This is a genomic window from Emcibacter sp. (genome assembly GCF_963675455.1).
Taxonomy (GTDB): Bacteria; Pseudomonadota; Alphaproteobacteria; order Sphingomonadales; family Emcibacteraceae; genus Emcibacter.
Genome location: NZ_OY776217.1, coordinates 785,993 through 807,427, shown reverse-complemented (window position 1 = coordinate 807,427; position 21,435 = coordinate 785,993). Strand labels below are relative to the sequence as shown.

Annotated in this window: 24 protein-coding genes; 13 read left to right on the top strand and 11 right to left on the bottom strand. The window is 55.6% G+C overall.

Annotation, left to right across the window (positions count from 1 at the left end; all coding sequences use genetic code 11):
- The first annotated feature begins 10 nt into the window (after positions 1 to 10).
- The 4 genes from rpsO (at position 11) to irrA (ending at position 4,583) form a co-directional block, all read left to right on the top strand.
- The gene (gene rpsO, locus ACORNT_RS03730; RefSeq protein ID WP_321395503.1) at positions 11 to 280 is read left to right on the top strand and encodes a 30S ribosomal protein S15; all 270 of its coding nucleotides are present in this window, start codon (positions 11 to 13) and stop codon (positions 278 to 280) included.
- A gap of 106 nt (positions 281 to 386) precedes the next feature.
- Positions 387 to 2,507: a polyribonucleotide nucleotidyltransferase gene (pnp, locus tag ACORNT_RS03725; RefSeq protein ID WP_321395501.1), complete on the top strand. Its 2,121-nt coding sequence runs from the start codon at positions 387 to 389 to the stop codon at positions 2,505 to 2,507.
- Positions 2,508 to 2,628: 121 nt separating this feature from the next.
- The gene (locus ACORNT_RS03720; protein WP_321395499.1) at positions 2,629 to 4,032 is read left to right on the top strand and encodes an NAD(P)H-dependent flavin oxidoreductase; all 1,404 of its coding nucleotides are present in this window, start codon (positions 2,629 to 2,631) and stop codon (positions 4,030 to 4,032) included.
- A gap of 122 nt (positions 4,033 to 4,154) precedes the next feature.
- Complete coding sequence (gene irrA, locus ACORNT_RS03715; RefSeq protein WP_321395497.1) at positions 4,155 to 4,583, top strand: iron response transcriptional regulator IrrA; 429 nt, start codon at positions 4,155 to 4,157, stop codon at positions 4,581 to 4,583.
- Between the two features lie 26 nt (positions 4,584 to 4,609).
- Here the strand turns inward: irrA and ACORNT_RS03710 are convergent, their stop codons facing one another.
- The gene (locus ACORNT_RS03710) at positions 4,610 to 5,137 is read right to left on the bottom strand and encodes an SH3 domain-containing protein (protein WP_321395495.1); all 528 of its coding nucleotides are present in this window, start codon (positions 5,135 to 5,137) and stop codon (positions 4,610 to 4,612) included.
- A 199-nt stretch (positions 5,138 to 5,336) separates the two neighbouring features.
- Between ACORNT_RS03710 and ACORNT_RS03705 the strand changes: the two genes are divergently transcribed.
- Positions 5,337 to 6,323 (top strand): D-glycerate dehydrogenase, encoded by a 987-nt coding sequence (locus ACORNT_RS03705; RefSeq protein ID WP_321395493.1) that lies wholly within the window; start codon positions 5,337 to 5,339, stop codon positions 6,321 to 6,323.
- On the opposite strand, the gene ACORNT_RS03700 is transcribed toward ACORNT_RS03705, so the two are convergent.
- From ACORNT_RS03700 to ubiE, 10 genes are all read right to left on the bottom strand, one after another.
- Positions 6,320 to 6,472 (bottom strand): hypothetical protein, encoded by a 153-nt coding sequence (locus tag ACORNT_RS03700; RefSeq protein WP_321395491.1) that lies wholly within the window; start codon positions 6,470 to 6,472, stop codon positions 6,320 to 6,322. The genes ACORNT_RS03705 and ACORNT_RS03700 overlap by 4 nt on opposite strands.
- A complete protein-coding gene (locus ACORNT_RS03695; protein WP_321395489.1) occupies positions 6,451 to 6,786 on the bottom strand; it encodes a hypothetical protein in 336 nt (111 codons plus the stop codon). Before ACORNT_RS03695 ends, ACORNT_RS03700 begins: the two co-directional genes overlap by 22 nt.
- Positions 6,779 to 7,534: a molybdopterin-synthase adenylyltransferase MoeB gene (locus tag ACORNT_RS03690; protein ID WP_321395487.1), complete on the bottom strand. Its 756-nt coding sequence runs from the start codon at positions 7,532 to 7,534 to the stop codon at positions 6,779 to 6,781. Before ACORNT_RS03690 ends, ACORNT_RS03695 begins: the two co-directional genes overlap by 8 nt.
- Positions 7,531 to 7,806 carry a hypothetical protein gene (locus ACORNT_RS03685; protein WP_321395485.1) on the bottom strand — a complete coding sequence of 92 codons (276 nt, stop codon included), beginning with the start codon at positions 7,804 to 7,806 and terminating at the stop codon, positions 7,531 to 7,533. The genes ACORNT_RS03690 and ACORNT_RS03685 overlap by 4 nt, the downstream gene beginning before the upstream one ends.
- A gap of 1 nt (position 7,807) precedes the next feature.
- Positions 7,808 to 8,767 (bottom strand): cysteine synthase A, encoded by a 960-nt coding sequence (cysK, locus tag ACORNT_RS03680; protein WP_321395483.1) that lies wholly within the window; start codon positions 8,765 to 8,767, stop codon positions 7,808 to 7,810.
- Positions 8,768 to 8,815: 48 nt separating this feature from the next.
- Positions 8,816 to 9,271, bottom strand: coding sequence for an Rrf2 family transcriptional regulator (locus ACORNT_RS03675; protein ID WP_321395481.1), 456 nt, complete (start codon positions 9,269 to 9,271; stop codon positions 8,816 to 8,818).
- Positions 9,272 to 9,287: 16 nt separating this feature from the next.
- A complete protein-coding gene (dut, locus tag ACORNT_RS03670) occupies positions 9,288 to 9,743 on the bottom strand; it encodes a dUTP diphosphatase (RefSeq protein ID WP_321395479.1) in 456 nt (151 codons plus the stop codon).
- Positions 9,740 to 10,984, bottom strand: a complete 1,245-nt coding sequence (gene coaBC / locus ACORNT_RS03665) for a bifunctional phosphopantothenoylcysteine decarboxylase/phosphopantothenate--cysteine ligase CoaBC (RefSeq protein WP_321395477.1) — start codon at positions 10,982 to 10,984, stop codon at positions 9,740 to 9,742. The genes dut and coaBC overlap by 4 nt, the downstream gene beginning before the upstream one ends.
- 98 nt (positions 10,985 to 11,082) lie before the next feature.
- Complete coding sequence (ubiB, locus tag ACORNT_RS03660) at positions 11,083 to 12,624, bottom strand: 2-polyprenylphenol 6-hydroxylase (RefSeq protein ID WP_321395475.1); 1,542 nt, start codon at positions 12,622 to 12,624, stop codon at positions 11,083 to 11,085.
- Between the two features lies 1 nt (position 12,625).
- Positions 12,626 to 13,426, bottom strand: coding sequence for a bifunctional demethylmenaquinone methyltransferase/2-methoxy-6-polyprenyl-1,4-benzoquinol methylase UbiE (gene ubiE, locus ACORNT_RS03655; protein ID WP_321395472.1), 801 nt, complete (start codon positions 13,424 to 13,426; stop codon positions 12,626 to 12,628).
- Between the two features lie 74 nt (positions 13,427 to 13,500).
- On the opposite strand from ubiE, the gene mutM reads away from it, so the two are divergent.
- From mutM to recF, 8 genes are all read left to right on the top strand, one after another.
- Positions 13,501 to 14,340, top strand: a complete 840-nt coding sequence (gene mutM, locus ACORNT_RS03650) for a bifunctional DNA-formamidopyrimidine glycosylase/DNA-(apurinic or apyrimidinic site) lyase (RefSeq protein WP_321395470.1) — start codon at positions 13,501 to 13,503, stop codon at positions 14,338 to 14,340.
- Positions 14,341 to 14,393: 53 nt separating this feature from the next.
- Positions 14,394 to 14,807 (top strand): hypothetical protein, encoded by a 414-nt coding sequence (locus ACORNT_RS03645; protein WP_321395468.1) that lies wholly within the window; start codon positions 14,394 to 14,396, stop codon positions 14,805 to 14,807.
- 97 nt (positions 14,808 to 14,904) lie between these two features.
- The gene (locus ACORNT_RS03640) at positions 14,905 to 15,681 is read left to right on the top strand and encodes an enoyl-CoA hydratase (RefSeq protein WP_321395466.1); all 777 of its coding nucleotides are present in this window, start codon (positions 14,905 to 14,907) and stop codon (positions 15,679 to 15,681) included.
- Between the two features lie 277 nt (positions 15,682 to 15,958).
- Entirely contained in the window at positions 15,959 to 16,225 is a 267-nt protein-coding gene (rpsT, locus tag ACORNT_RS03635) for a 30S ribosomal protein S20 (protein ID WP_321395464.1), read from the top strand.
- A gap of 470 nt (positions 16,226 to 16,695) precedes the next feature.
- A complete protein-coding gene (locus ACORNT_RS03630; protein ID WP_321395462.1) occupies positions 16,696 to 17,130 on the top strand; it encodes a rhodanese-like domain-containing protein in 435 nt (144 codons plus the stop codon).
- Between the two features lie 9 nt (positions 17,131 to 17,139).
- Positions 17,140 to 18,627 (top strand): chromosomal replication initiator protein DnaA, encoded by a 1,488-nt coding sequence (gene dnaA / locus ACORNT_RS03625; protein ID WP_321395459.1) that lies wholly within the window; start codon positions 17,140 to 17,142, stop codon positions 18,625 to 18,627.
- 296 nt (positions 18,628 to 18,923) lie between these two features.
- Entirely contained in the window at positions 18,924 to 20,045 is a 1,122-nt protein-coding gene (gene dnaN / locus ACORNT_RS03620) for a DNA polymerase III subunit beta (protein ID WP_321395457.1), read from the top strand.
- A 145-nt stretch (positions 20,046 to 20,190) separates the two neighbouring features.
- Complete coding sequence (gene recF, locus ACORNT_RS03615) at positions 20,191 to 21,408, top strand: DNA replication/repair protein RecF (protein WP_321395455.1); 1,218 nt, start codon at positions 20,191 to 20,193, stop codon at positions 21,406 to 21,408.
- The last annotated feature ends 27 nt before the right edge of the window (positions 21,409 to 21,435 follow it).

The window sequence follows — 21,435 nt, the reverse complement described above, 5'->3', positions numbered from 1 at the left end:
GGAGTATACGATGTCGATTACTGCAGAAAAGAAACAGGAACTTATTAAAGATTTCGCTACAGTTGACGGCGATACTGGTTCCCCCGAAGTTCAGGTGGCGATCCTTACAGAACGGATTGTAAATCTCACCGATCATTTCAAAACACATGCCAAGGATAATCACTCACGTCGCGGCCTGCTGATGCTTGTCAACAAGCGTCGTCGTCTGCTTGATTACCTGAAGAAAAAAGATGAGGCGCGTTATCAGTCACTGATCAAGCGTCTTGGCCTGCGTAAGTAAGGCTAAAAAGGATACAAGTGCAGCCATAGGGGCTGTGCCGGATATTCAGGGCGGACCGGTGGATAGGCCGCCGGTCGCTGCCTGAATGTCGCAAAAAGGTTTGGATATGTTTAATATACATCGCAAAGAAATCACTTGGGGGGGGCGTCCCCTCGTCATTGAAACAGGACATTTTGCCCGTCAGGCTGACGGTGCCGTTATGGTGTCCTATGGAGAATCTACAGTTCTTACGACGGCTGTCGGCGCGAAAAAGGCAAAACCCGATATCGACTTTTTCCCCCTGACCGTAAACTATCAGGAAAGAACATACGCTGCGGGTAAAATTCCCGGCGGCTTCTTCAAACGTGAAGGGCGTCCGAGCGAAGCAGAAACGCTGATCTGCCGTCTGATCGACCGGCCGATCCGTCCTTTGTTTGTTGACGGATACAAGAATGAAACGCAGGTTGTGGCCACCGTTATGGGCTATGACCTGGAAAACCAGACAGATATTCCGGCTCTTATCGGCGCCAGTGCAGCGCTGACCTTGTCCGGCCTGCCGTTCATGGGGCCCATCGGGGCTGCCCGTGTCGGATATATCGACGGTGAGTATGTTCTGAACCCGACCATTGAACAGCTTGAGGACTCTGACCTGGACCTGGTGGTTGCCGGAACCCACGATGCGGTTCTGATGGTTGAATCCCAGGCTAACGAACTGAGCGAGGAAATTATGCTCGGCGCTGTAATGTTCGGTCACGAACAGATGCAGCCGGTTATTGAAGCTATTATTGAATTGGCAGAAGTCGCGGCGCGTGAGCCGATGGAATTGCCGGAACAGGAAGACCATTCCGACCTGATCAAGAAAATTGCCGACCTGGCGGAAGCCGACCTGCGGGCGGCTTATGCTGAAACTGTGAAGCAGACCCGGACCAGCAAGATTTCCGAGATCAAGGATCGCGTCAAGGCTGAGCTTGTCGAAGAAGGAAATACCGTTCAGGCACTTCTGGTTGGCGGGCTTCTGAAAGATCTCGAAAAGAAAATCGTCCGTGGCGACATTCTGAAAACAAAGAAACGTATTGATGGTCGTGACCTCGATACGGTGCGCTGGATTGCGTCAGAAGTGAATGTCCTGCCGCGCACACATGGCTCTGCCTTATTCACCCGTGGTGAAACCCAGGCTCTTTGTGTGGCTACACTCGGCACCGGCGATGACGAACAGTTCATCGACGCCCTGCAGGGCACCTACAAGGAAACCTTCATGCTGCATTATAACTTCCCCCCTTATTCCGTGGGTGAAGTTGGCCGCATGGGCGGTGTCGGCCGTCGTGAAGTCGGCCATGGCAAGCTTGCCTGGCGGGCGCTGAAAGCGGTTCTGCCGGAACGTGATGCCTTCCCTTATACCATTCGTATCGTGTCAGAAATCACAGAATCCAACGGCTCGTCCTCCATGGCCACCGTCTGTGGTTCTTCCCTGGCCATGATGGATGCCGGTGTGCCGCTGAGCCGTCCGGTGTCCGGGATTGCCATGGGCCTCATTATGGAAGGTGATGACTATGCTGTGTTGTCCGATATCCTGGGTGATGAAGATCACCTGGGTGATATGGACTTCAAGGTGGCTGGTACCTCCGAAGGGATCACCTCCCTACAGATGGACATCAAGATTGCCGGTATTACCCGGGAAATCATGGAAGTTGCCCTGAACCAGGCAAAAGGCGGCCGGTCACACATCCTGGCCGAAATGAGCAACGCCCTGTCCGGTGCCCGCGAGGAAATGAGCGAACATGCACCGCGCATCGAGACGATCCAGATCAACAAGGAAAAGATCCGCGAAGTCATCGGTACCGGCGGTAAGGTTATTCGCGAGATCTGTGAAGTAACCGGCGCCAAGGTGGACATTGAAGACGATGGCACCATCAAGGTGGCGTCTTCCGATGCCAAAGCCATCGAGGCTGCGCTGAAATGGATCGAAGGCATTGTCGCCGAGCCGGAAGTTGGCAAGATCTATGAAGGTAAAGTGGTTAAAACTGTGGACTTTGGCGCCTTTGTCAACTTCCTCGGCAGCCGTGACGGTCTGGTTCACATCAGTGAGCTGAACAAGGAACGGGTAAACCAGGTCACCGACGTGGTCAAGGAAGGCGAGATGGTCAAAGTCAAGGTGCTGGGCATCGATGATCGTGGCAAGGTTCGCCTGAGCATGAAAGTCGTTGATCAGGAGACCGGTGAAGACCTGTCCGGAGCCGACAAAGAATAACCGTTTTTAACGGTTAAATTATGCCAGAAAGCGCCAGATTACTTGCAAACAGCGGAGTTTCTCTCCATATATTAAGCAAGGCTGGCGCTTTTTCCGGCTTTACAGTGAGGTAAATTGGGTAATGAAGTCTATTGAACCGCTCATGATATCGGGCAAACGTGTTCTCCCGCTTGTGGAGGGAGGCAAGGGCATTTCTGCTACCAACGGTATCAGTTCCGGCGCATGGGCGGCTGCTGGCGGTGTTGGCACAATCTCCTGTGTTAATGCGGACAGCTTTGATGATGATGGCAACATTATTCCCCAGGTTTACAATGGTACAACCCGTCTCGAACGGCATCAGGAACTGATCCGTTACGGTATTATCGGCGGCATTTCCCAGATTCAGAAAGCCCATGAAGTGGCTGGCGGTGAAGGCCGCCTGCATATCAATGTGCTGTGGGAAATGGGCGGTGCGGAAGCCATTCTGCAGGGCGTTCTGGAAAAAACCAAGGATCTGGTGCACGGCATCACCTGCGGCGCCGGCATGCCCTATCGTCTCAGCGAGATCGCGGCCAAGTACGGCGTTTATTATCATCCGATCATTTCCTCCGCCCGGGCCTTTGGTATTCTCTGGAAGCGGGCTTACAAGAAATATGCGGACTGGCTTGGCGGCGTGGTCTATGAGGATCCGTGGCTGGCTGGCGGTCATAACGGCCTGTCAAACGCGGAAGATCCGCGCAAACCCCAGGACCCCTATCCCCGTGTGGCGGCGCTTCGCAAGCTCATGAACAGTTTCGGCCTGCAGCATGTGCCGATCATCATGGCCGGCGGTGTCTGGTATCTCCGGGACTGGGAAAAATGGCTCGACAATCCTGAAATCGGTCCTATTGCCTTCCAGTACGGGACCCGGCCGCTGCTGACCAAGGAAAGCCCGATCCCGCAGAAATGGAAAGACGCGCTGCTTGACCTGAAAGAAGATGACATTCTTCTGCACCGGTTCAGCCCCACTGGTTTTTATTCCTCAGCGGTCAAGAACGACTTTCTCAATGAGCTGCAGGAGCGTGAAAGACGACAGCTGCCGGCAGTTAATAAAGAAGATACTGACCAGGGTTTCACCGCGCAATTGCAGGTTGGAAAGAAAAAATATTATTTCAGACCCGACGATGTGGCCAAAGCCCAGGACTGGATTTCCCAGGGATTTGACGAAGCGCTCAGAACCCCGGATGAAACTCTGATTTTTGTATCGGCTGAAAAAGCAGGCTCTATCCGCCAGGACCAGCGGGACTGCATGGGTTGTCTCAGTCATTGCAAATTTTCCAACTGGTCGCAGGTGGAATCGCAGAAATATTCAACCGGCAAAAAGGCTGATCCGCGCAGCTTTTGCATCCAGAAGACTCTGATGGATATCGCCCACGGCGGATCTGTGGAAAACAATCTGATGTTTGCGGGTCACTCAGCCTATAATTTTGCCAAGGACCCCTTCTACAGCAATGGATTCATTCCTTCCGTCAAGCAGTTGATGGAACGGATTATGACAGGGGACTAGAGGATAAGTTACCAGCTAGTAAAAGTTTCCAATGTTTACTATTTTCTGGTAATTTGGATGTATAAAAAAGCAGGGTCCGGAAAGTGACTCGCAGGGTATAAGTAGCATCAGGAGAAGTAAAAGTGTCAAAGGTAAGCAGGGAAAGACCATATGCACGCGCGTTGACCAAACTGCGCGATGCCGGTCTGCGCCCGACTCGTCAGCGTCTGGCTCTGGCCAAATTGCTGTTTGACGGCCATGATCGCCATGTCACAGCCGAGATGCTGTATGACGAAGCCGGTGAACTGAATGCCAGTGTTTCCCTTGCCACAGTCTATAATACCCTGCACCAGTTCACGGATGTTGGCCTGTTGAGGGAAGTGGTTGTTGATTCCGGCCGGACCTATTTCGATACCAATATCACCGAACATTATCATTTCTTCCATGAAGCCGAAGGACGTCTGGAAGATGTGCCTCTTGGTGACATTGAAATTTCCAGCCTGCCCGAAGCGCCTGAAGGCAAGAAATATTCACGGGTGGCGGTTGTAATCCATGTCGAGGATGCCAGTTGACCTGAAGCCTGCCTGATCAGACGGTTTCAGTCCAGCTCTTCTCCCTCCAGTGTGCCCCACAGGCTCGTTCTCAGAGCCCAGCCCTTGAAGCCCTGGATATCAATCTTACACCATTGTTTTCTGCATTCCAGAAGCCGGCCGATAACTCCCCCTTCGGCAACAACGGTAACGTCTGACTCCTTGTCGGCACTTTCATAGAGCGCCAGATTCCGGTCCAGAACAAGTGCCGTTCGCCGGCTTGAAACCAGCGATCCCCAGATCCAGCCGCTGGCACCCTCGGAATCAATGAATTTGCGCCACTCGCCATATTCGGCAATGATCTTGACCGGCAGTCCCTTGCGTTTGAAAACCCATTTGATGGGATATTGCCTGTCCGGACCAGTACGTACATTGACGGTTTCCTTGGCCAGGGAAACAAACCGCGGCACCGGATATCCCGACTTGCCGATGACAACCGTTTCCTTGCTGATGGACTGCGCGGGCAGGTTTATCATCAAAGCAAAAGCCACGATGGTCAGGAACCGGAATATTTTCACTGTTGTTCTGACGCTCATTTTGATGTTTTCTCCCGTGACTGAATTTATGTCCTTCCGGCGGCTTTACGTCAAGGGGCAAGAATGTTTACCCGTGGGTAGAATTTCTTTTGTCTAGACATTTGAAAGTCGGCTAAACATCTGCTAGACATTGGGGAAAGAGGATTTGTGTCACACCCCTCTCCCATATAAATAAAATCGAGAAATACGGAGCTGCCGGATGTCTTCCAGAAAGCCATTGGTTATTGTTACGCGAAAATTGCCGGACCCCATCGAGACACGGATGATGGAGCTTTTTGATGTGAAACTCAATCTGGAAGACCGTGCCTTTTCCACTGCGGAAATGATTGAGGCGGTCAAAGAGGCTGATGTTCTGGTCCCGACCGTGACTGATCGTATCGATGCCCGCATTCTGGCCCAGGCCGGCCCGGACCTGAAACTGATTGCCAACTATGGTGCCGGGGTCGACCATATTGACCTGGCCAGCGCCCGCCAGCGCGGCATTACCGTGACCAACACGCCCGGTGTGCTGACCGAGGATACCGCTGACATGACCATGGCCCTTCTTCTGGCCGTACCGCGGCGTCTTATCGAGGGCGTGGACCTTCTGAAATCAGGCGACTGGGGCGGATGGGCGCCGACCGGCATGCTGGGTACCAGGATCTGGGGCAAGCGCCTGGGCATCGTCGGCATGGGCCGGATCGGCCAGGCTGTGGCCCGCCGGGCAAAGGCCTTTGGCCTGTCCATCCATTACCACAACCGCCACCGGGTCAGCACTGGCCTGGAGGAGGAGCTTGAAGCCACTTATTGGGAAAGCCTTGACCAGATGTTGGCCCGCATGGATATTATTTCCGTGAACTGCCCGCATACTCCGGCAACTTACCATCTGCTGTCGGCCCGTCGGCTGAAGCTTTTGCAGAAACACGCCTATATCATCAATACCTCCCGCGGCGAGGTCATTGACGAAAATGCCCTGATCCGCATGCTCAAGGCGGACCAGCTCGGGGGCGCCGGTCTTGACGTGTTTGAAAACGAACCGGCGGTCAATCCCAAGCTTTTGCAGATGCCCAATGTTGTGGCCCTGCCGCATATGGGCTCAGCCACTATGGAAGGGCGTAACGACATGGGGGAAAAGGTTCTGATCAATATCAAGACCTTTGCCGACGGTCACAATCCGCCGGACCGGGTGCTGGAAGACTGGACTTAAGGCAACTCCGGAAAATCAAGCGGCTGCAGATCCGGTTCCACCCACTGGTGCCGGGCGTTGACGGAAAACAAAAGTGCCTCGCTGTAATAATGCAGCTGAAAGTCCTTGTCGCCATAGGGGCCGAGGATCAGCCGGTTGAGGCCTTCCACATAGCCTGACCCGGCTCTGACGTTGGCGGCAGTTTCCCTATATAGGCATCAATGGCCTTAAGATAAAAAAGCGTAATGGTTTCGTGATAGCCGTCAGAGTCCGAATTAGGCGTACCGACAGAGATGTTGTGCCGCCGGATAATACCGGGCATTTCCTCAAGACATTTTTCCAGCCCGTGGCGGCGGAGCAGGCAATAGCCTGCCGCGAGATGGCCCTCGTGAGTCCATTCCACCTTTGGCAGGCATTCAGCGCAGAGACGATCGGCGAGGCTTTCAATCTCCTGCCGGCTGGAAAATGTCTGTCGTTCAGTCATGGGTTTTACAATAGGGACAGCCCGGATCCTTCGGCAGACCAATCCTGCGGAAGGTGGTCCCGAGGGCATCATAGATCAAAAGCTTTCCGGCCAGGCTTTCCCCCAGTCCGAGCAGTTCCTTGAGGGCTTCCGTTGCCATCAGGCTGCCGATAACGCCGGCCACGGCTCCCAATATGCCGTCCTCGGCGCAGTTGCCGATATTGCCCGGATCTTCCGGCACAAGGCAGCGATAACAGGGCTTGTCGGCAAGATATCCCTTGAAGGTGGCAAGCTGGCCGTCAAACTGGCTCAGGGCGCCGGAGATGAGCGGTTTCTGGTGGCGGAGACAAAGGTCATTGACCAGAAAACGGGTGGCAAAGTTATCTGTACCGTCGACGACAAGGTCATAGCCGGCAAGGATGCTTTCCGCGTTGCCCGCGTCAAGGCGCAGGTTATGCTGGATAGTGTGAACGTCCGGGTTGAGCCGGGCCACAAGCTCTGCAGTGCTGGCTGTTTTGGCGGCGCCGACCTTGTCCGTCATATGGATGACCTGGCGTTGCAGGTTGCTGAGGTCGACCACATCATCATCCACAATGCCGATGGTGCCGACCCCTGCGGCGGCAAGGTAAAGGATCAGCGGGCTGCCGAGCCCGCCGGCCCCGATGACAAGAACTTTCGACGCCAGAAGTTTCTGCTGCCCGGCCCCGCCGACTTCCTTGAGAATGACATGACGGGCATATCGATCAAGCTGTTCGTCGGTAAGAATCATGCGCTCGGGGCATCCTCGGGCCAGTGGCCATCTTCATCCTCATCGTCTGGAAGGTCTTCTTCGGGCGGGGCGACCACATAGATTGCATTTTCGATGGCCAGCAGGTCACCGGGGCTCTCCACTTCCTCGCCGTTACAATAGACGCAGAATTCCTCCAGACCTGCGGCCCGGGCTTCGGCCAGGAACCGGTCGATGGTGATCTCGTCTAGGGGCACTGTACTTTCAGTGTCGCTGATGCGAAGAATCGCAACCGGTCCACCCGCTTCCGGCATTTTACAGGCCCTCGAACAATGCAGTCGTCAGGTAACGTTCGGCGAAGGACGGAATGATGACGACAATCTGTTTGCCTTTCATGTCTTCCCGTTCCGCAAGTTCCAGGGCGGCGGCAATGGCGGCACCGGAGGAAATGCCGACGGGAATACCTTCTTCCCGGGCGACCTGGCGGGCGACTTCAAAGGCGGTTTCATTGCCGATGGTCAGAACCTCGTCGATAAATTCAGTGGCCAGGATCGGCGGCACGAATCCGGCGCCGATGCCCTGGATCTTATGAGGCCCGGGCTGGCCGCCGGACAGGATCGGACTGTCTTCGGGCTCAACGGCGACAATTTTAAGGCTGTCCTTGCGCGGTTTCAGGGTCCGTGCGATGCCGGTCAATGTGCCGCCGGTGCCAACGCCGCTGATGATGACATCGACCTTGCCTTCGGTATCATTCCAGATTTCCTCGGCGGTGGTGATGTCATGAATGGCCGGATTGGCCGGATTGGCGAACTGCTGCGGCATGATCGCATTCTCGTCTTCCTGGACAAGCTCGGCAGCCCGGGAAATCGCGCCCTTCATGCCTTTTTCCGCCGGGGTCAGTTCAAGATGCGCCCCCAGAAGGGACAACATTTTGCGGCGCTCGATGGACATGCTTTCCGGCATGACCAGGGTCAGGTCATATCCCTTGGCGGCACAGACAAAGGCCAGCGCAATGCCCGTATTGCCTGACGTCGGTTCGATAATTCTGGTGTTTTCCTTGATTTTTCCCTGTTTTTCCAGGTCGGCGATCATGGACGCGCCGATGCGGTCCTTGACCGAGGCAAGCGGATTGAAAAATTCCAGCTTCAGCAGGATTTCAACGCCGGATCCTGCATTCATGCGGTTCATACGGACCAGCGGGGTATTGCCCAGTGTTTCAATAATATTGTCATAGACCTTGCCCCGGCCTGTGGTGCCTGTTTCTGTTACGGTCATGTTAGCCTCCTGATGAATGTCAAAATATCCGACGTAGCGGTCAGTGTTCTAGATGGTAAAAACAAATTCCCGGGCGGAGTCAGATTCGACTCCTTCAATTGTGGCGCGCTCGCAAAGATCCTGCAATGTGATATTGTCCAGCCTGTCCATAATTTTCCTGTTCAGTTCCTCCAGCAGCGGATTGATCACCTTGACGCCGAGGTCTGACTGGGACACAAATTCCGTCCTCACACTTTTGCTATCCAGTTCGTTGATGACCCGGACGATCTCCCCCACTGTAATCCGGCGCCGTTCCCGGGCCAGAAAGTATCCTCCCTTGGGGCCGCGCACGCCCTTGAGAATGCCGGTGCGGACAAGCTGTTGCATGACCTGTTCAAGATAGCGCTGGGGAATGCCCTGCCGTTTGGTAATGTCGCGGCTTTGCACTGGATTGACCCGGCCGTTGTAGGCAATATCGACAACGGCTTCCAGGGCATAGATCATTTTTTTGGTCAGTCGAAACATGGATATCCTCCGCGTCTTAGGTGCTTACGCCGGTAGAGCCGAAGCCGCCACTGCCGCGTGCGGTGTCATCCAGGCTATCACGCTGGTCCCAGCCGATCTGTGTGACCGGGGCAATGACCATCTGGGCAATTCGCATGCCGCGGGTGATGACAAAATCTTCCCGGCCATGATTGACCAGGATAACCTTCACTTCGCCGCGATAGTCCGCATCAATGGTGCCGGGCGAATTGAGAACGGTCACGCCGTTTTTCCAGGCCAACCCGGACCTGGGACGGACCTGGGCTTCAAAATCGCCGGGCAGTGCCATGGCAAAGCCGGTCGGGATGAGTTGGCGGTCGCCCGGTTTCAGGACAATTTCCTCGCCCTCGGCCACCGCGGCCATCAGGTCCATGCCGGCGCTGTGGGATGTTTCATATTCCGGCAGTTTCAATCCCTGACCGTGCTCCAGTATCTGTATGCCTACTGTTGTCATTTTTTTTCCTGTTCTGCCTGTTGTCTGAATTTTTTTTCTATTTCCGCGGCCAGTTGCCGGGCGATCTGGTCCTTGCCCGCTTCCGGCCAGGATAGTTCTCCCTCTTCCGTGATCAGAAGTACTGCATTTGTGTCGCCCCCCATGACGCTGACTCCGTCCGAGAAGGAAACATTGTTGGCGACAATCCAGTCACAGCCCTTGCGCTCCCTTTTGGCGCGGGCATGATCGGCCACATTCTCCGTTTCGGCGGCAAAGCCGATAACCAGGGCGGGACGTCTTTCGGATTTTTGCGAAAGCGCCCTCAGTATATCAGGATTTTCCACCAGATGCAGGTCCGGCAGACCGCCGCCCTGTTTCTTGATTTTCTGCTCGGCGCAGCCTTCTGTACGCCAGTCGGCAACGGCGGCTACACAGACAGCCACATCCGCCGGCAGGGCGGCGTCGACCGCGGCATTCATGTCCCGGGCCGTTTCCACATTGATCCGCTCCACCCCGTCGGGACAGTCCAGCGCGGTCGGCCCGGACACCAGTGTGACCCGGGCGCCAAGATCGACCAGCGCCGAGGCAATGGCATAACCCTGTTTACCGCTCGATCTGTTGGCGATATAGCGGACCGGGTCGATGGCCTCATGGGTCGGGCCGGCCGTGACAATTACATGTTTACCGGTAAGCGCACTTTGGGCCCGGCGGCTTTCGAAGAAATTCTCGATGGTGCGGATGATATCCGGCACTTCCGCCAGCCGCCCGGCGCCCACTTCGCCGCAGGCCAGATCGCCTGAGCCCGGCTGGATGATCCCGATGCCATCCTCCTGAAGCCGGTCAAGATTACGCTGGGTGGCCGGATGCTCCCACATCATGGTGTTCATGCTGGGTGCGATCAGGACAGGTTTGTCAGTGGCCAGCAGGGTGGTGGTGGCCAGGTCGTCTGCAATGCCGGCGGCCATTTTCGCCATCAGGTCGGCGGTGGCAGGCGCCACCAGCACCAGATCCGTTTCCCGGGACAGGCGGATATGGCCCATTTCCGCCTCGTCGGTCAGGGAGAAAATATCCTGATAGACTTTTTCCTCGGCCAGGGCGCTGACTGACAGCGGGGTGACAAACTGGGCGCCGCCTTTGGTGAGGATGGGGCGAATTCTGACATTGCGTTCTTTCAGTCGCCGGATCAGTTCCAGCACCTTGTAGGCGGCAATACCGCCGCCAATGATCAGCAAAAGCCGTTTGTTGTTTAAAATATCCGACATCAACTCAAATCGCTCACGGGAATCCAACTGAAATTCTACACCGGCAACAATGTAGGTCCGGGTTTGTGGAAAATCAATATTTTACCGCAAAAATGATGTTAATTAAACGAGATATACATAAGATAGGCAAATGTGCTGGCGATCAGGCCGCCGGCCAGCCCCAGAAGAAAGGGTTTGCTCCAGCCTGAGTCCCGGCCTCTGCCGGCAAAAGTCTGCATGTGTTTTGCAGATTCGGCGATCTGTTCAAGATCGTCGACAAGTTTCGGCATTTTCCGGATGATCGAGACAGCTGTTTCCGTAAAATCGCGAATCTGTGCCTGGGGGCCCAGGTTTTTCTTCATCCAGTTTTCAATGATTGGCCGGGAGCTTTCCCACATATTGATATCGGGGTCCAGATCCAGCGCCACACCCTCAACAGTCACCATGGTTTTCTGCAGCAGCAATAGCTGCGGCTGGGTCTGCATATTGAAGGTTTCGGTGGTTTCAAACAGCTGGGACAGCAGGCGCCCTACGGAAATTTCATTGACCGGCTTGCCGATCACTGGATCGCCAATGGCCCTGAGGGCCTGTTTGAATTTATCCAGCGACTGGTCCTGGTGCACATAGCCGATATCGAAATGCGCCTGGGCGACCCTGTCATAATCCCGGGTGATAAAACCATAAAGAATCTCTGCCAGCGCCCGGCGGGTTTTGCGGTCGATTTGTCCCATAATGCCGAAATCGATGGCGGTAATGCTGTTTCCTTCACAGGCAAACAGGTTACCCTGGTGCAGGTCGGCATGGAAAAAACCGTCGTCCAGCGCCTGCGACAGGAAAACCTGTACCAGGCGTTGCGCCAGGATTTTGCGGTCGAGGCCGGATTTTTCCAGGGCCTCCCGGTCGGAAAAGGCGATGCCGTCCACCCATTCGGTGGTCAGGACCTGTCGGCCGGTGCGGTCCCAGTCCACTTCCGGCACATCATAGTCCGGGTAGTGTTGCATGCTTTCCTTCAATTGCGAGGAAGCGGCGGCCTCATAGCGAAAGTCCATCTCCATGGAAATGGTTTCGGAAATGGTCTCAATGACCTTGGTCGGCCGCAGGCGGCGGGACTTGCGGGAATAGCGTTCGACCACCCGCGCCAGCCAGTCAAAGCTTTCCAGATCGCGGGCAAAGGCCTGTTCGATGCCGGGACGCAACACCTTGACCGCTACCTTGCGGCCGTCGGTTGTTGTCGCCCGGTGAACCTGGGCGATGGAAGCCGCGGCAACCGGTTCTTCATCGAAATCGGAAAAGAATTGGGAAATATCACCGCCAAGATCGGCGGCGACAATTTTGCTGGCTTCGCTGCCGGGAAAGGGCGCGACCCGGTCCTGCAGGCGCATCAGGTCGAGCGCCACTTCGGCACCGATAATGTCCGGCCGGGTGGCCAGCGCCTGCCCGAACTTGATAAAAGTGGGGCCCAGGCTTTGCAGGGCCAGAACAAGCCGCGTATTGGGTGTTTCACCTTCCGCCGGACGACGGACCTTGCGCATGCTTTTCAGCTGGTCCAGGGCCCTGGGCCTTTCACCGAACAGATCGAGCAGGTCGGTCAATGCGTCATGCTGCGCCAGTGTGAAACCGACCCGGATCAGGCGGCCTATATGGCGAACAGTGCGAAACATCTCAGATCCGCCATCCCGAATGCAGGGCGACAACACCGCCGGACATATTGCGATAGCTGACCTGTTTGAAGCCGGCTTCGGAAATCATGCCTTTGAATTTATCCTGGGACGGAAACCGCCGGATACTTTCGACCAGATACTGGTAGCTGTCCTTGTCCCCTGTGATCCACTGGCCAAAGCGGGGGATCAGTTCAAAACTATAGACATCATAGAGCTTTTCCAGCAGCGGCAGATCAACATGGCTGAATTCCAGACACAGGAAATGCCCGCCCGGCTTGAGAACCCGGCGGGCCTCGGCCAGCGCCTTGTCAATGTTGGTCACGTTGCGGATGCCGAAGGCGATGGTATAGGCGTCCATGCAGCTGTCCGGCAGCGGCAGGGCCTCCGCATTGCCGCAGACCCAGTCGATATTTTCCAGGATGCCCCGGTCAATGGCCCGGTCCCGGCCGACGGTCAGCATGTTGTTATTGATGTCGCAGACAGTCACTTCTGCGGGATTGTCCGCATTGCCCGGGATCCGTCGTGCCGCTTCCAGAAAACGGAAGGCGATATCGCCGGTGCCGCCGGCCACATCGATCAGCTTCATGCCCGGTTGCGGACGCAGGACCCGGATCAGTTCGTCTTTCCACAGGCGGTGCAGGCCGGCGCTCATGACGTCATTCATCAGGTCGTATTTGCGGGCCACATTGTCAAAAACATTACGGACCAGTCCCTGTTTCTTTTCCGCCTCGACGGTACGGTATCCGAAATGGGTGGTTTCGCTCTGGTCTTTTGAGGGCGCTTCTGTATTCTTCTCGGTCATGTTGCGGAACATAACCTACTCAACGGGGCTGTTCCAGTTTAATGTTGTGGCAGGGACAAGAATCAGGAGGGCTTATGCCTGAATTGCCAGAAGTGGAAACAGTCTGCCGGGGGATCGCCCCCGTTCTGGAGGGCCGGGTGCTGACCGGAGTGCTGCAACGCCGGCCGGATCTCAGATTTCCCTTTCCCGAAAAATTTGCCGAACGTCTGCAGGGGCAGCGGGTCGACAGAATCAGCCGCCGGGCCAAATATATTCTGGCCCATCTGTCGTCCGGCGAGGTGCTGATCATACATCTGGGCATGTCCGGGCGCATGACACTGGTGCCGGCCGCCGAAAAAGAGGCACAGGCTCTGGGTAAACATGATCATGTGGTTTTCGACACCGACCGCGGCGACCGGGTGGTCTTTAACGATCCGCGCCGGTTCGGTCTGATGGACCTGTGCCCGGAGGAAGACCTGTCCAACCATAAACTGTTTGCCGGCATGGGACCCGAACCGCTGGGCAATGAATTTGACGATCTTTATCTTTCGGAAAAATTCAGGGGCCGGAAAACGCCGGTCAAAAATGCCCTGCTGGACCAGAAGGTTGTCGCCGGGCTTGGCAATATCTATGTCTGTGAGGCGCTCTTTTATGCGGGTATTTCCCCCAAACGACAGGCGGCGTCCGTGACCGGGAAACGGGCGGCGCGTCTGGTGCCGGTGATCCGCGATGTGTTGCAGCGGGCGATTGCCGCCGGGGGATCGACCCTGAAGGATTATGCCCGGGTGGACGGCGAACTCGGCTATTTCCAGCATAATTTCGCCGTTTACGGCCGGGAGGGAGAAATCTGCCTGAAAGAGGGGTGCGGCCATGAAATCCGGCGCATCGTGCAAAGCGGCCGTTCCACATTCTATTGTCCTGCCTGTCAGGGTTAGCTATGCTGTCGCAGGCGCAGGATTCAAAACGAGGCAACCGGGAAAATTCATTTATGACGACAGTACGACGCTTTTTTTTGAGTCTGATGATCGGCCTGTCCCTCATGGTTCCACTCGCACATCTGTCAGTTGCAGCGGAACAGGAAAGCTTTATGACTGATCTCGATCTTCCGCTGTTTCCCGGAACCCTGGAGATAGAGGATGAGCGGGTGGTGTTTGACAGCCCCGGCGGCCGTATTATCAAGGCCATGGCCAGCGGGAAAGTCGCTGCCCTTGAGGTATATGACTATTACCGGGTGGTGGTGCCGTCGCTGGGCTGGAAGGTGTCGCAGAATCCGGTGCCGGATGACCAGTGTGATGAAGAATCACTTTATTGCCTGACGGCCAGACGGGACAGTGAATATCTGGTCATCACAATTTCATTTGATCGGCAGACGGTTATTCGCTATTCAGTTACTCCTGAGTAACAATAACCCGATGGCTCGATCGGCAGGGGCGCTTGTCCCGGCCCGATGACTAGCCGGCCTGAATAAAACCCGGCCTGAATAAACAAGGAGAAGAAGCATGTCCTATGAAATGATTCTGGTGGATCGCAAGGAACCGGTTGGTCTGATTACCCTGAACCGGCCCGAGGCTCTGAATGCGCTGAACGGCCAGTTGATGAATGAGATGACCGAAGCCCTGCGCGCCTTCGAGGCAGATGACGAAATCCGGGCCATCGTGATCACCGGCAGCGAAAAGGCTTTTGCCGCCGGCGCCGACATCAAGGAAATGCAGTCCAAGACGTACATGGATGTGTTCAAGGAAGACTTCATTACCACCAACTGGGAAGAAGCCACCCGTTGCCGCAAACCGATCATTGCGGCGGTTGCGGGATATGCGCTTGGCGGCGGATGTGAACTTGCCATGATGTGCGACTTTATCCTGGCCGCGGAGAATGCAAAATTCGGCCAGCCTGAAATCAAGCTGGGGGTGATTCCAGGCGCCGGCGGCACCCAGCGCCTGACCCGTTTTGTCGGCAAGTCCAAAGCCATGGACATGATCCTGACAGGCCGCATGATGGATGCAGAAGAAGCAGAGCGTTCAGGCCTGGTCAGCCGGATTGTTCCCACCGATCAGCTGGTGGAAGAGGCGCTGGCCACGGCAAAAAAGATTGCCGAACTGTCCCTGCCGTCCGTGATGATTGCCAAGGAATGCGTCAACAAGGCTTATGAAACCACCCTGGCCGAAGGGGTGATGTTTGAGCGGCGGATTTTCCATTCCCTGTTTGCGACAGAGGACCAGAAGGAAGGCATGTCCGCTTTTGCCGAAAAGAGAACGCCGGAATTCAAGCATAAATAGGTTCGTGCCTCTGAAAATGAGACTTTGAAAAGGCCGCCTTGCTGGCTTTTGTGACTTTTATTCAGGCGCAGGGCTGTTTTTTATCGGGAATCTGGCTAAAATTGCGGATGCAGTGTGAAAAGCTTGTTGACCTTGCCCGCGGGCATGTTTATAAGCCACGACTTGAAAATTAATCAAAAGGTTTTGAGGCTGGCGATTCTCCGGTTTCCCCTGGAAATGATTATCCCGGGACAACATGATGCAGAACACAGCTTTATAGGAAAGATAGGTTTACCTGATGGCAAATACATTACAGGCCAAAAAAAGAGTTCGTCGTAACGCAACAAGAACAGAGATCAACAAATCACGGCGCAGCCGGATTCGCACTTTTGTGAAAAAAGTAGAGCTGGCTCTGGAAGCCGGAAATGCGGATGAAGCCCGTGAAGCCCTTCGCCAGGCACAGCCCGAGCTGATGCGCGGTGTGACCAAGGGCGTTATGCACAAAAAGACAGCTTCGCGGAAAGTTTCCCGGCTGGCAAAACGTGTGAAAGCCATCTCTGCATAAGACATTACCGAGTCGCCGATAATCCACCGGATTTTGGCCGAAAAATGGTTCTGAAAAGCCGCACCTTTCAGGGTGCGGTTTTTTTGTGCCGTCGGGTGTCTTCTGCGCCAAGTTGTAAATGCAGATAAACTGTTTCATCCTGGCACAGCTTTTGACGTGTCTACTACATCTTGTGTACGACCCCCAAGTCAAGCCATATAGAGAGAATTTATTTGCATTGTGGTGCATCGAATCAGTTGACCGCCACAGGCGCTGAAATGTAGGCTTGTGTTTCCCGTTTAGAGAGGGGAGACCGTGTGACGGAAAGGTAATAATGAATGATCCCGCCTGGGGCCTGAAAAAACACCGCCGTTATGCAAAACACACCCTGAAACCGGGGTGTTTTCTCGATAGTTAAAGTTGGTCCGCCCGTGTGGGCGCGGCAAGAGAGTTTTGATTGTTTAACGGTCCGGTGCAATTCCGGATACAGGGTGGATAAGAAAATAATGACGGGATTTGCCGGAGACGTTTCAGTTGAGGAAACCTGGGCAACATTGAAGGAAAACCCGGAAGCTGTTCTGGTCGATGTCAGAACCGATGCCGAGTGGTCTTTTGTCGGCGTGCCCGACCTGAGGGCCCTGGGCAAGGCGCCTGTTCTGATCAGCTGGCAGCTCTATCCCGCCATGCAGGTAAACAATCAATTTGTGGATATGATGGAACAGCAGGGCATTCTGAAATCAGCGCCCGTCTATTTCCTGTGCCGGTCCGGCGTACGTTCCCGGGCGGCGGCAGAGAAGGCGGCAGCGGCCGGTTATCAGGCCTGTTACAACATCGCCGGGGGATTCGAGGGGGATCGCGACGGAAACAATCATCGGGGCAGGGTGAACGGCTGGAAGGCGGCAGATCTTCCATGGATTCAGAAATAAGGGGAAGAAATGCGTAATTCCAAGGGGTTAAGGCCGGAATTCGGCGGTGAGGGTGTAGCAAACGACATGGAATTCCAATGGTCCCGTGTTCTGGAACGGCTGAAAACCGAGTTTGATGATGGTGTGTTCAACAGCTGGTTCAAGCCCCTGGCCCTGGTCAATGTGGATGAGGGCTGTGCCGTCATGGCGGCGCCGACGCGGTTTATGCGCAACTGGCTGCAGTCCAACTATGCGGAACGAATCCGCCTGGCCTGGAGCAAGGAAAATCCTGACGTTACCGAGATTGATATCATTGTTCTTTCCGGCTTCCGGTCCGCGGACAAGGGAAGCCTGCTCGATAATGATGAAAGGGACGAGGTCGAAGCCGGAGAAAAACCACGCAAAAAAGCCGCTCCGGCGAAACGGCAGTCATCGTCCGCTGCCCGGCCGTCTCCTGCAACCCGGGTTGTCCAGAATAATGCCGGCAGCGATTTCGGCGCACCGCTTGACCCCCGCTTTACCTTTGACAGTTTTGTCGTTGGCAAGTCCAATGAACTGGCCTATGCGGCAGCCCGGCGGGTGGCGGAAAATACTGCGGTCCATTTCAATCCGCTTTTCCTGCACGGCGGCGTGGGGCTGGGTAAAACCCACCTGATGCACGCCATTGCCTGGGCCAACCAGCAGATGTTCCCGGAACGCCGGGTTGTCTATCTGTCGGCGGAACAGTTCATGTATCAGTTCATCAGTTCAATTCGCTTCAAGGATACCATGTCCTTCAAGCAGAAGTTCAGGTCAGTGGACCTGCTGATGATCGATGATCTGCAGTTTATCGCCAACAAGGAATCAACCCAAGAAGAATTCTTTCACACCTTCAATGCGCTGATCGACCATCACCACCAGGTGGTGATTTCCGCCGACCGCTCGCCGACCGATCTGGAGGGGATTGAGGAACGCATCCGGTCCCGTCTCGGCTGGGGCCTGGTGGCAGACATCCATCCCACCGACTATGAGCTCCGTCTCGGTATTCTGCAGCAGAAGGCCAACACGGTGCCGGAAGTGGAAATCAAGACCGAGGTCCTGGAATTTCTGGCCAAACGGATCAGTTCCAATGTGCGGGAACTGGAAGGGGCGCTGAACCGCATGATTGCCCACGCCACCCTGATCGGACGGCCGATCACCATGGAAATGACCCAGGAGGTGCTGCAGGACCTTCTGAGAGCCAATGACCGCCGTGTGACCATCGACGAAATCCAGCGGCGGGTGGCTGATTATTTCAATATCCGCCTGTCCGACCTTTTGTCCTCCCGCCGGGCCCGGCAGGTGGCCCGGCCCCGCCAGATCGCCATGTATCTGGCAAAGGCTCTGACATCCAAGTCGCTGCCGGAGATCGGCAGGCAGTTTGGCGGCCGGGATCACACGACCGTTATGCATGCGGTAAAACGCATTGACGAGCTGCGTCAGACGGATAGTGTTCTGGAGGAAGATATCCTTCATCTGGAGCGTATTTTCAGTACCTGACAATACCGTCTTCCGGTTGATTTATCCCAATTTTCTGGGTTCCCCGCCGGAGCCCTCCATTGCTTCGGCATTGCTTCGGCGACTCGGCGAAAAACCTTGCAAAAAGACCTTTGACCGGGGCTGCCTGTGTGCTAGTCTCTGACAGGAAAAGAGTGGTATGGAAAACAGGACAGGAAGTCACAATTTGTCTTGTTGCAGAATCCGGTGAATCCCGGACGGGTTTCGGTCAAAAAGGGGAAGATTCCAGCCACTTTTAAATGGTTTGTTTATCTATAAATGAGAAGCGCGATTATAAAATGAAGCTGAATATCGAACGCGGTGCCCTACTTAAATCCCTTGGTCATATCCAGAGTGTTGTTGAACGCAGAAATACCATTCCGATCCTTTCCAACGTTCTTCTGGAAGGCGAGGCAGGCCATCTGAATCTGGCCGCCACTGACCTTGATTTGGCCATTTCCGAGACCGTGTCCGGTGAGACGGCGGAACCGGGTGGCATAACGGCGCCGGCACATACCCTGTATGACATTGTGCGCAAACTGCCGGAAGGCAGCCAGATAGAGCTTTATTACGATATCGATACCCAGCGCCTGTCCATCAGCGCCGGCAGATCCCGCTTTACCCTGTCCTGCCTGCCGCGGGAAGATTTCCCGGTCATGAACGAGGGTGATCTGCCGGTGAATTTCCGCCTGGCAAGCATTGACCTGAAAAAGCTGATCGACAAAACCCGCTTTGCGGTTTCCACCGAAGAGACCCGTTATTACCTGAACGGCATTTACGTCCATGCGGCGACCGATGACGAGGGCGCACCGGTTCTGCGCGGCGTGGCAACCGACGGTCACCGTCTGGCGCGGTTTGACATGGAGCAGCCGGAAGGCGCAGCGGATATGCCGGGCATTATCGTACCGCGCAAGGCAGTGGGTGAGCTGCGCAAGCTGATTGACGAATATGAGGGCGATGTGGATGTGGCCCTGTCGGAAACAAAAATCCGCTTTTCCTTTGCCGATATTGTGCTGACATCAAAGCTGATCGATGGCACGTTCCCCGACTACACCCGGGTCATTCCGGAAGGTAACGACCGGGTTATGGAAATTGATGCCAAGCAGTTTGCCGAGGCCGTGGACAGGGTGTCCACCATTTCCACGGATAAAACCCGTTCTGTCAAACTTGCCATTGGTGAAGGAAAGCTGCAGCTGTCTGTCAACAGCCCTGAGCACGGCACAGCTACGGAAGAGCTTGGCTGTAGCTATAGCTCCGAAGATATGGAGATCGGATTTAATTCCCGTTATCTGCTGGATATTCTGGCCCAGATCCATGGTGATATGGCCGAGGTGCTGCTGGCGGATTCAACGGCGCCGACGGTTCTTCGGGACCTGACCGATGAAGGGGCGCTGTATGTACTGATGCCCATGCGGGTGTGAGTTATTCCGGATAAGGTGAAATTTTTGTCGGGCGACAGGATCGAAAAATTATCGGCCAGGCGCAGAGCGATTCCCGGCTGGTATGTGCAGAAGCGGTATGGGTCGCCAGCATGTCGGACGTAAAAAGCATATCGGAAGTGCAAATATGCTGAACCAGGAGTCATTGGTCATCGAGCAGGAACAGCGGCAGCCCAGAGTGGCTGTGGACAGAATCCTGCTGACCGATTTCAGGTCTTACGAACGTGCTGAAATCAGGCCGGAAGGCCGCAATGCGGTTTTTATCGGTCCGAACGGAGCGGGCAAGACAAATCTTCTGGAAGCGGTGTCCTTTCTGGCGCCGGGTCGCGGTCTGCGTCAGTGCAAACTGTCCCAGGCGATACGGCTTGGCGCGAATGGCTCCTGGGCGGTGGCGGGACGGCTTGATACACCGGACGGCCAGATGGAAGTAGGCACCGGTCTTGCGCCCCGGAACAGTAGTGTATCTCTGGCAGGCCGGGGTGAAGACACCCTTGACCGGCGCATTGTGCGGATTGACGGCGAAACGGTTTCCGGCCCGGCTGTGCTGGGTGATTTTCTGCAGGTGATCTGGCTGACGCCGCAAATGGACAGGTTGTTTCTGGAAGCGGCCTCCGGGCGGCGGAAGTTCCTTGACCGGATTGTTGCCGGTTTCCATCCGGCTCATACCCGGGAGGTGAATGCCTTTGAGAAAGTGATGCGGGACCGGAACAGGCTGCTGGCGGACGGCTGTGGCGACGGGGCCTGGTTGTCTGCCCTCGAGGCGCGGATGGCAGAACATGGTGTTGCCGTTGCGGCGGCGCGGCTGCAGGCACTGGACCATCTGGCGGGCGCTATAGAGGTGACCACCTCATGCTTTCCCCGGGCGCATCTGGCGCTGGACGGAGAGCTGGAGAGTGCGCTCCGGGAGCGACCGGCGGTTGAGGTGGAAGAGACATATGCGGAAACACTGACCCGCATGCGTCTTCAGGACGGCCGGGCGGGACGTACTCTCGCCGGACCACACCGTACGGATCTTCTGGTCCGCCATGTGGATAAGGATATGCCGGCGGAACTCTGTTCCACAGGCGAACAGAAGGCGCTGCTGATCGGCATTACCCTGGCCAGTGCCCGCCTGACAGCGCTGCATTTCGGTGCCGCACCTGTCTTGTTGCTGGACGAGGTGGCGGCTCACCTGGATGAGCTGCGCCGGGCGTCACTGTTTGATGAATTATGGGCTATCGGGTCCCAGGTCTGGATGACCGGAACCGACCGCAGCCTGTTCGAGAGCCTTGGTGACCGGGCAGTAATGTACCGGGTGGACGAAGGCCGGATAAATGAAGATAACCAGAACAGCGAAAGCCGTTAGTATGCTTTTGCTCTGTAGATGAGGGAA